This window comes from Nocardia pseudovaccinii NBRC 100343, from assembly GCF_001613225.1.
GTDB classification, from domain to species: domain Bacteria; phylum Actinomycetota; class Actinomycetes; order Mycobacteriales; family Mycobacteriaceae; genus Nocardia; species Nocardia pseudovaccinii.
In genome coordinates, this window is the sequence record NZ_BDBY01000015.1 from 46,208 (window position 1) to 55,635 (window position 9,428).

Genomic DNA, 9,428 nt, shown 5'->3' on the forward strand with positions numbered 1-9,428 from the left:
GTGACTGTCACCGATCTCACACTGCTTGCGAAGGTCGGTGTCGGGCGCGGGCCGGGTCGTAGAGATGGGACTGGGTACAGGACAGATTCGGGGTGAGGGCGCGGCCGACGAGGATGACGGCGGCTTGGCGCAGACCCGCGGATTCGACCTGGTCGGCGATATCGGTGAGGGTGCCGCGCAGGACCAGTTGGCCGGGTTGGCTGGCTCGGTAGACCACGGCGGCCGGGCAGTCGGCGCCGTAGGCGGGGACCAACTCGGCTGCCAGTGGGCGGATTCGGGTGATGGCCAGGTGCAGCACCAGCGTGGCCTGCGTCCGGGCGAAGTTCGCGAGAGCCTCGGACTCGGGCATGGCCGTGGATCGGGCCTGGGTGCGGGTGAGGACCACCGATTGGACCACTTCGGGGACGGTCAACTCGGTGCCGAGCAGGGCGGCCGCGGCGGCATAGGCGGGGACGCCGGGGGTGATGTCCCACGGCACGTCCGCGGCGTCGAGGCGGCGGGTTTGTTCGGTGAGAGCCGAATATATGGATGGGTCGCCCGAGCACAGGCGCGCGACATCCTTACCGGAGCGGTGCGCGCGCACCAGGTGCTCGGTGATCTGGTCGATGTCCAGGTGCTGAGTATCGATCAGTTCGGTATCGGGAGCGCAGTGCGCGAGCACCTCGGGGTCCAGGTAGGTGCCCGCGTAGAGGCAGACCGGGGCGGCGCGCAGCAGTTCGACCGCGCGGACGGTCAGCAGGTCCGCGGCGCCCGGCCCGGCCCCGATGAAATGCACGGTCATGCGGGTGAGTGTAGGGCTAGGCCGTCGCGTCGAAGTGGGCGATCACCTTGGACGGGCGCACCCGGACCACCAGTTCCCCCGGGACGCCGTTGCGCTTGCCGAATTCCTCGGCCCGATCCGCGCCCATATAGCGGCCGCCGATCTCGGTGGCGGTGCGCAGGAGTTCCTCGGGATCCTCGGACAGGGTCACGGTGCCCTGGATCTGAATGGACGAATACGGCGCTTCCTCGAGGTCGACCACCACCGCGATGCGTGGGTCGCGGGCGAAGGCCTTGCCCTTGGCCGTGCCCTTGCCGGTATTGAAGACCAGCTCGTCGCCCTCGAGGACGAACCACACCGGGGTCACGATCGGGCGTCCGTCGGCGCCCACCAGTGCGACCTTTGCGGTTCGCGTGCCATGAGAGAGGAATTCGCGCACCGCGGGATCCGAAAGTGAGGCCATCCCTCAACCCTAGGTCCATATCGCGCGCCGACCGCGCCGACGGGCCGCAATACTGCCTGTGGCTGTTCAGATGGCGCCTTGTTCGCGGGCGCGTGCGACGGCGGAGGTGCGCGAGCGGACGCCGAGCTTGGCGTAGATGTGCACGAGGTGGGATTTGACGGTGGTTTCGCTGAGGAACAGCTCCTTGGCGATCTCCCGGTTCGAACTGCCGTCGGCCACCAGCCGCAGCACCTCGATTTCGCGCGGGCTCAGAGTGGTGTCGGCGCGGCGAACGCGGATCATCAGTTTGGAGGCCACCGCGGGCGACAGCACGCTCTCCCCCGCGGCCGCCGACCGCACCGCCGCGAGCAGTTCCACCGGCGGGGTGTCCTTGAGGATGTAGCCGCTGGCCCCGGCCTCGATGGCGCTGAGGATATCGGCATCGGTGTCGTAGTTGGTGACGACCAGGACATTGGGCGGCTGTGCGAGGGCACGCAACTCGGCGGTCGCATCGACGCCGGAGCGGCCCGGGCCGAAGCTGAGATCCATCAGCACCAGATCGACCGGGGTGCTGGTGCAGAAGGCCACGGCGGCCTCGGCGGTCGGTGCGTCGCCGACGACGGTGATGTCGGGATTGCTCTCCAGTAGTGCGCGCAGACCCGCGCGCACGATGGCGTGGTCGTCGGCCAGCAGGAGGCGGATCATGCGTGGGGCTCCTGGTAGGTTGCGCCGGAACAGGATTCGGCGGATGCGGGCTCCAGTGGAAACGAGACGGTGACCGCGGTGTGGCCCGGCTCTGACTCGACCGCCATTGTGCCGCCCTGTTGTTCGACGCGACTGCGCATAGCGGCCAACCCGAAGGTGCCCGTCGGGGCGCGATCGAGCACAGCGGGATCGATGCCCATGCCGTCGTCGACCACGTCGAGGTACACATCGGTATCGGCGTAGGTCAGGGTCAATCGCATCCGGCTCGCGCCCGCGTGGCGCACCACGTTCGAGACCGCCCCCTGCGCGATCCGAACAAGTGCCGCCTCGACGGGCATCGGCAGACGCTCAGGGAGGCCCTCGACGACCATCTGGGTGAGCAGTCCCGGAGCCTCGGCGCGTTGACAAATGCGCTCGAGCGCCTGCGCGAGGCTCTGCCCCTCCAGGGCGGCGGGGGTCAATTCCGCTATCAGCCTTCGGGTTTCGGCCAGATTCTCGGCAGCTGTCTCGCGGGCCAGCCGAATCTGTTGCAGCGCAGGATGATCCGGTGCCGACTGCTCGGCGGCGTGCAGCAGCAGCTGGATGCTGCTCAACCCCTGCGCGACGGTGTCGTGGATTTCCTGCGCCAGCCGTTCGCGCTCGGCCAATTTGCCCGCGGTGCGCTCCTGTTCGGCGAGAGTCGCTCGGGTGCTGAGCAATTCGTCGATCAGGCGCTGACGTTCGGCGGATTCGCGGAACAGCGCCTGGTAGCCGAGCCCGATCCCCACCGCGACGGCCGCGCCGATAATCGGGCCGATCGCACCCGCCACCGACCAGCCGCGATGCACCCCGAAACCGATCACCGCGACCACCGTGGCCGCACCGACCGCGAACAGGCTCCACGGCCGTGGCAGCAGGTGCAGGTAGAGGAAGAACACGCCGAATGCGAGGTATCCGGCATCGGGTGCGAGCACCACGAGGCCGAGCCACAGCACCGTAAGCGCCGCCAACCAGATGCGGATGCCCGCCGGGCGGCGGCCGACCAGCGCACCGGCGAAGTACACGGCCAAGAACGCCACGGTCAGCGTGAGGACGCCGAGCGGATGTCCGGCGCCCGGCAGCAGTGCACGCATCGCGACCACCACGGCCAGCGTCGTCACCAGCACATGCGGCCCCAACCGCAGCGCGGTGAAGACAGGCGTGAACGGCGACGAATGCACGTTGCCAGCTTATGTGCGGCTATCCGGGCGGCATCCATCGAAAGGCGTAAAACACCGACCAACCTTCGATCGGGGCGCATTCCTCCGCGTGCGCGATGGCATGGGTGCCGACGCGCGGCAGGGTGATGGCATGTTCGTCGCACTCCGGGATCTGCGAGCCGCACGCGGCCGTTTTCTGCTCATCACGCTGGTCGTCACCCTGGTGGCGCTGCTGGTGAGTTTCCTGAGCGGTCTCACCGCCGGACTCGCGCACCAGAACATCTCGGCCATCGAGGCGATCCACGCCGATGCCATCGTCTTCGCCGATAACGGCGCGGATCCCTCCTTCGACACCTCCGCACTGACCGAGCGGCAGGTCGAGTCCTGGCGGGCGGCCGCGGGCTCCGTCGACCCGATCGGCATCAGCCGGGCGGAGAGCGCGGTGTCGGGTCAGGGTGCGACCAAACCCGCCCAGGTCGCGCTGTTCGGCACTACCGGAACCGCATTCGGCAACCGCGTCGCAACCGATTCGGGCACCGTCGTGCTCAGCACCGGCGCGGCCAAGGCCCTCGATGCCGTCGCCGGTGACACCGTCACGCTCGGCGCGGGCACCTTCCGGGTGGCCGCAGTCGAGGGCGACGACTGGTACAGCCACACCCCCGTCGTCTGGATGACGCCCGCCGACTGGCAATCGGTGAGCCCGCGCGGCGGCGCCGCCACAGTGCTCGCGATATCCGGCATCCCGAATATGGCTTCCGTCAACGCATCTGCGCACACGACCTCGACCAGCGTCTCCGGATCGCTGTCGGCATTGAGCTCCTACAAAGCCGAAAACGGTTCGCTGACCTTGATGACGGTGTTGCTGTTCGCCATTTCGGCCCTGGTGATCGGCGCATTCTTCACCGTGTGGACGGTGCAGCGCATGCCCGATATCGCGACCTTGAAGGCGCTCGGCGCGACATCCGGCGCACTGGTCCGCGACGCCCTCGCCCAAGCGGCGATCGTGCTGACCGCGGGTGTCACGGTCGGGCTCGGAATCACCGTAGCCGCAGCAACATTCACGGGCGACGCGCTGCCTTTCGTACTCAGCGTATCGACAACCCTGTTTCCCGCGGCGGCCCTGATCCTGCTCGGTCTGCTCGGCGCGGCCTTCGCCCTGCGCTTCTTGTTCACCACCGACCCGCTGACCGCACTCGGTGCGGCCCGCTGACCGTTCGGAGACCTGCATGACCACCGCAACCATGACGAAAACCGCTCTCACCGTGAGCGAAACAACCCTCACCTACCCGGACGGCGCGGGCCGCCTCACCGCACTGAACCAGGTGAACCTGCACGTCACCGGAGGCACCATCGCCGCAATCACCGGCCCCTCCGGCTCCGGAAAATCCAGCCTCCTCGCCGTAGTCTCCACCCTGATCCGTCCAGACTCCGGCCGCATGGACCTCGAAACACCCAACGGCACAGTCGATCTCGCAACTCTCACCCGTCGCGAAGCCGCCGCCCTGCGCCGCTCGTGCATCGGCATCGTCTTCCAACAGCCGAACCTGATCCCCGCCTTGACCGCCGTCGAACAGCTAGAGGCCATGTCCCACCTCGGCCAGCGCCTGTTCACCTCCCCCTCCCGGCGCCGCGAAATCCACACCAAGGCAATGGAATTAATCGACGCCGTCGGCCTCGCCGACCAACACGCGAAACGCCCCGCGCAACTCTCCGGCGGCCAACGCCAACGCGTCAACATAGCCCGCGCCCTGATGAACGACCCGTCCCTCCTGGTCATCGACGAACCAACCAGCGCCCTCGACACCGAACGCGGCACCGCCATAATCGAACTCATCCTCACCATGGCCCGCACACACGATGCCGCCACCCTCCTGGTAACCCATGACCACACCCACCTCCATCAAATGAACGCCGTCTACCGCATGATCGACGGCACCCTCACCCTCGACCACACCGCAGGCCGAGCAGCTTGAAACCTGCACCCTTGCAGGGATTTTTCTGTCGGTGGCCGACGCTAACGTGCAGGCATGCCCAGCATCCTGCACGAAGCGGTGATCGACCTCTTCCGGCAACGCCCCCAACTGGCGGCCGAACTACTAGAACTCGTGCTGGACAACCCCTTACCCGAATTCGATCATGCCCGCCTGGAATCCGGCGACTTCCCCGACATCGACCCAACCGAGTACCGCGCCGACTCGGTAGTCGTGCTCGCGACCGGCACAACCCCGGTACTGGCTGTAGTTGTCGAGGTCCAGCTCCAACCGGATTCCGATAAGTCGTGGAGTTGGCCCGTCTACCTGACCACTCTGCGAGCCCGGCTCCACTGCCTCACGATCCTGCTCGTCCTGTGTCCGAATGAGCGAACTGCCAACTATTGCCGCAAACCAATCACCGTTGCCCCGGAATTCACGCTCAGACCCGTGGTGCTGAGCCCGAAAGACGTCCCGATAGTCACCGAGCCCGAGGTTGCTGCGGACAATCCCGAACTCGCGGTCCTGTCGGCCATCGCCCACCGTAACCACCCCGAACGGAACGCCATCCTGACCACCCTCGCCGCGAGCGTGTTCCCCGCGCCCCGTGGCGAGATGTACATTGACCTGGTAACGGCCATCTTGCCCAAGGCGGCCCGGCACTTCTTGGAGAGCCTCATGACGACCGGCACCTACGAATACAAGAGCGAGTTCGCACGGCGTTACTTCTCCCAGGGCGAGGCTAAAGGCGAAGCCAAGGGTGAGGCGCGGGGCGAAGCCAAAGCTCTGCTCCGGATTCTCGCCAAGCGAGGCTTCGACGTCTCCGACGCCCTCGAAGCCCGCATCAATGCCTGCACCGATCTCGACCAACTCGACAGTTGGATCGATCGCGCACTCACCGCCACCCGCATCGACGAGATCTTCCCGAAATAGCCGCAGAAACAAGTCGGTGGCTCAGCGCACGAGGCGCTGAGCCACCGGTTTGTCGATTCGGGTGCGCTAGGGCTGACCGCTGAAGTAATGGTTACGCCGATAAACCGAGCAGCACATTCCGCTGCTCCCGCACCCGAACCTGAATCGCCTCGACCACCGCCGCCACTTCGGGCCTGCGCAATGTCTCGGTGCGGGTGACGAGCCAATAGGTGAGCCGAACGGAGACTTCCTTCCGAAGCACTCGGATCAGGTCATCGTGACGATCGGCCATAAAGCAGGGCAGCAAGCCGAGGCCCGCGGCCGCACGGGTCGCTTCGACGTGCACGAAAACATTTGTGGAAGTGACGGATTCACGCATGGCGGGTGCGAAACTAGAGGACAGGTCCAAATCGTCCACTTGCAGCATCGAATCGATGAAGTACACCAGCGAGTGGCGCGCGAGATCACCGATGGCCGTCGGTGTTCCGTGTTCGCGGAGATAGTCACGCGAACCGTAGAGCCCGAGACAGTAATCGGCCAACCGAATTGCCCTGGCGCGGTGCACTTGCGGTTCACCCACCACCACTTCGATATCCAGACCCGAACGCTGCTGGGACGCGCGCCGGGTCGCCGCCACGATCTCGACGGCGATCTTCGGGTGCCGCCGCTGCACCTCGGCGGCGGCCGGTGCGGCCATATAGGCACTGAATCCGTCGGTCGCCGAAATCCGAACCACACCCTCCAGTACCCGCATGCCATCGGCATCGGTAGCCAGCGACTTGACCGCGGATTCCACCGCTTCCGCCGCCGCCAGCGCCTCCCGTCCGAGATCGGTCAGCTCCCATCCACCGGTCACCCGGGTGAGCACCCGCCCGCCCAGCGTCTGTTCCAGTGCGGCAATGCGGCGGGAGATGGTGGTGTGGTTGATCCCGAGCTCCTCGGCGGCCGAAACGAAGCGCCCAGAGCGCCCGACAGCGAGCAGAACCAGCAGATCATCCGCGCTGGGGCGGTTGGGACCCGAGGCAGGCGGACTCATTTCTGCATTCTTGCAGATACGCACTGCACAACTGGTCATTGCGGCCGAAGATATGTGCACGAATACTCGTTCTGACCACGAAATGTGGGGGCCGTCACATCTTGTTGCCAGATGTGGCCCCGGTCATGAAGGAGATGTTCGATGAGCGTGCGCGATGCAATGCGGCCGACGGGAAACGATCCCGGCGGGATACCGGCCGGGCTGAGGCGGGTGGTGGCCGCGTCCATGGCAGGCACCGTGGTCGAGTGGTACGAGTTCTTCCTCTACGGCACGGCCGCGACGCTCGTCTTCAGCAAGGTGTTCTTCGCCAAGGGCACCAGCGATCTCGACGCGATCCTCGCCGCCTTCATCACCTACGCCGTCGGCTTCGCCGCCCGTCCATTGGGCGGCGTCGTCTTCGGACATTTCGGTGACAAATACGGCCGCAAGAAGCTACTGCAGTTCAGTTTGGTGCTGGTCGGCGCCGCGACTTTCCTGATGGGCTGTCTGCCGACCTTCGCCCAAATCGGTTATTGGGCACCCACATTGCTGGTGATCCTGCGATTCATCCAGGGCTTCGCGGTCGGCGGCGAATGGGGTGGCGCGGTACTGCTCGTGGCCGAACACAGTCCGAACAAGAGCCGCGGATTCTGGGCCAGCTGGCCACAGGCCGGGGTGCCGGTGGGCAATATGCTGGCGACGGTCGCATTGCTGGCATTGACCTCGACGCTGTCCGATGCCGCCTTCCTGAGCTGGGGTTGGCGCGTCGCATTCTGGTTGTCCGCGGTGGTCGTGCTGGTCGGGTACTACATCCGCACCAAGGTCACCGACGCGCCCATCTTCGTTGCGGCACAGCAGGAAATCGAACAAATCAAGGCCAATTCGCTCAGTGTCGTCGAGGTGCTGCGGCGCTACCCGCGCGGGGTGTTCACCGCCATGGGGCTGCGATTCGGCGAGAACATCCTCTACTACCTGGTGGTCACCTTCACGATCACCTATCTCAAGGTGCATGTGCACGTCGATACCAAGGTCATCCTCTGGTGGCTGCTGGCCGCACATGCCGTGCACTTCTTCATGATTCCGTTGGCGGGCAGTCTCTCCGATCGTTTCGGCAGGCGGCCGGTGTATCTGGTCGGCGCGCTCACCGCGGGCACCTGGGGCTTCTTCGCCTTCCCGATGATGGACAGCGGCCACAACGCGGTCATCATGTCCGCGATCATTATCGGCCTGGTATTCCACGCCTTCATGTATGCGGGACAGCCCGCGATCATGGCCGAGATGTTCCCGACCCGGATGCGCTATTCCGGTGTCTCCCTCGGTTATCAGGTCACCTCGATCGTGGCCGGATCGCTCGCCCCGATCATCGCCGTGCGCTTGCTCAATACCTACGGGTCCGCGGTACCGATCGCCCTGTATTTGGCTGCCGCCGCCGCGATTACCGCGATCGCCGTCCTGTTCGCCCGCGAGACGAAGGGCATCACGCTGGAAAGCATCGACAGTGCCGATGCGGAAAACCTTGCCGCACAGACCCCGGATGCGCGGGTCGAAACCCTACGAGCGGAGCTCACATGAGCGAGCGCAGCGAGCGAACCATCAACGCAGCGACAAGGTCGGTCATGCCGGAGTCGAGCGCCAGCGAGGAGCAGGCATGAGTGACCTGAACGGACGTTCCGCCCTGATCACCGGCGGCGCCAGCGGTATCGGCGCCGCCTGCGCCAGAGAACTCGCGGGCCGCGGCGCAACCGTCACCATCGCCGATATCGATGACGTGACCGCGAAGGCACTCGCCGGTGAGATCGACGGAAAAGCCTGGGCCATAGATCTTCTCGACGTCGCCGCCCTGGAACAACTCACCCTGGACGTGGACATCCTGGTGAACAACGCCGGTGTACAGAGCATCAACCCGATCGAGGATTTCCCACCGGAGCGATTCCGGAACCTGATGACCCTCATGGTCGAAGCGCCGTTCCTGCTCATCCGCGCGGCACTGCCGCAGATGTATCGGCGGGGCTTCGGCCGGATCATCAACCTGTCCTCGGTGCACGGGTTGCGCGCGTCCGAATACAAGGTCGCGTATGTGACGGCCAAGCACGCACTCGAGGGCCTGTCCAAGGTGACCGCGCTCGAGGGCGGCCGCCACGGCGTCACCAGCAATTGCGTCAATCCCGGCTATGTCCGAACTCCCTTGGTGGACAAGCAGATTGCCGATCAGGCCAAGGCGCACGGCATCGACGAGCAGGAGGTGCTGGAGCGGGTGCTGCTCACCGAGAGCGCGATCAAGCGCCTGGTGGAGCCGGAAGAGGTTGCCTCACTGGTGGGTTGGCTCGCCTCGCCGCACGCGGGCATGGTCACCGGCGCGTCCTACACCATGGACGGCGGGTGGACCGCGCGGTGATGCTGTGTTCGATGGCCGCGCCTTCGGCGCGGCGTGTTCGCGGCCCCGGGT

10 protein-coding genes are annotated in these 9,428 nt (G+C 65.9%); 5 read left to right on the forward strand and 5 right to left on the reverse strand.

All coding sequences use genetic code 11. From position 1 onward, the window contains the following. Positions 1–16 precede the first annotated feature (16 nt). From cobM to NP3_RS01525, 4 genes are all read right to left on the reverse strand, one after another. On the reverse strand, positions 17–781 hold the full coding sequence (gene cobM, locus NP3_RS01510; RefSeq protein WP_063036995.1) for a precorrin-4 C(11)-methyltransferase: 765 nt from the start codon (positions 779–781) through the stop codon (positions 17–19). Positions 782–797: 16 nt separating this feature from the next. Next, positions 798–1,223 carry a PPOX class F420-dependent oxidoreductase gene (locus NP3_RS01515; protein WP_063036997.1) on the reverse strand — a complete coding sequence of 142 codons (426 nt, stop codon included), beginning with the start codon at positions 1,221–1,223 and terminating at the stop codon, positions 798–800. Between the two features lie 66 nt (positions 1,224–1,289). Further along, positions 1,290–1,907 carry a LuxR C-terminal-related transcriptional regulator gene (locus NP3_RS01520; RefSeq protein ID WP_063036999.1) on the reverse strand — a complete coding sequence of 206 codons (618 nt, stop codon included), beginning with the start codon at positions 1,905–1,907 and terminating at the stop codon, positions 1,290–1,292. Then, positions 1,904–3,106, reverse strand: coding sequence for a sensor histidine kinase (locus NP3_RS01525; RefSeq protein WP_063037001.1), 1,203 nt, complete (start codon positions 3,104–3,106; stop codon positions 1,904–1,906). The genes NP3_RS01520 and NP3_RS01525 overlap by 4 nt, the downstream gene beginning before the upstream one ends. A gap of 130 nt (positions 3,107–3,236) precedes the next feature. Between NP3_RS01525 and NP3_RS01530 the strand changes: the two genes are divergently transcribed. From NP3_RS01530 to NP3_RS01540, 3 genes are read left to right on the forward strand one after another with little or no spacing between them, the layout of a single operon-like run. Continuing rightward, the gene (locus NP3_RS01530) at positions 3,237–4,295 is read left to right on the forward strand and encodes an ABC transporter permease (RefSeq protein ID WP_063037010.1); all 1,059 of its coding nucleotides are present in this window, start codon (positions 3,237–3,239) and stop codon (positions 4,293–4,295) included. 31 nt (positions 4,296–4,326) lie between these two features. After that, positions 4,327–5,058, forward strand: coding sequence for an ABC transporter ATP-binding protein (locus NP3_RS01535; protein WP_063037012.1), 732 nt, complete (start codon positions 4,327–4,329; stop codon positions 5,056–5,058). Positions 5,059–5,112: 54 nt separating this feature from the next. Continuing rightward, positions 5,113–5,988, forward strand: coding sequence for an RpnC/YadD family protein (locus NP3_RS01540; protein ID WP_063037003.1), 876 nt, complete (start codon positions 5,113–5,115; stop codon positions 5,986–5,988). A 91-nt stretch (positions 5,989–6,079) separates the two neighbouring features. Here NP3_RS01540 and NP3_RS01545 read toward each other — a convergent pair whose 3' ends face one another. Further along, complete coding sequence (locus NP3_RS01545) at positions 6,080–7,003, reverse strand: LysR family transcriptional regulator (RefSeq protein ID WP_245720756.1); 924 nt, start codon at positions 7,001–7,003, stop codon at positions 6,080–6,082. A gap of 141 nt (positions 7,004–7,144) precedes the next feature. On the opposite strand from NP3_RS01545, the gene NP3_RS01550 reads away from it, so the two are divergent. Both NP3_RS01550 and NP3_RS01555 read left to right on the forward strand, forming a co-directional pair. Next, positions 7,145–8,554, forward strand: a complete 1,410-nt coding sequence (locus NP3_RS01550; RefSeq protein WP_063037006.1) for an MFS transporter — start codon at positions 7,145–7,147, stop codon at positions 8,552–8,554. 76 nt (positions 8,555–8,630) lie between these two features. After that, positions 8,631–9,377 carry a 3-hydroxybutyrate dehydrogenase gene (locus NP3_RS01555; RefSeq protein ID WP_063037008.1) on the forward strand — a complete coding sequence of 249 codons (747 nt, stop codon included), beginning with the start codon at positions 8,631–8,633 and terminating at the stop codon, positions 9,375–9,377. The last annotated feature ends 51 nt before the right edge of the window (positions 9,378–9,428 follow it).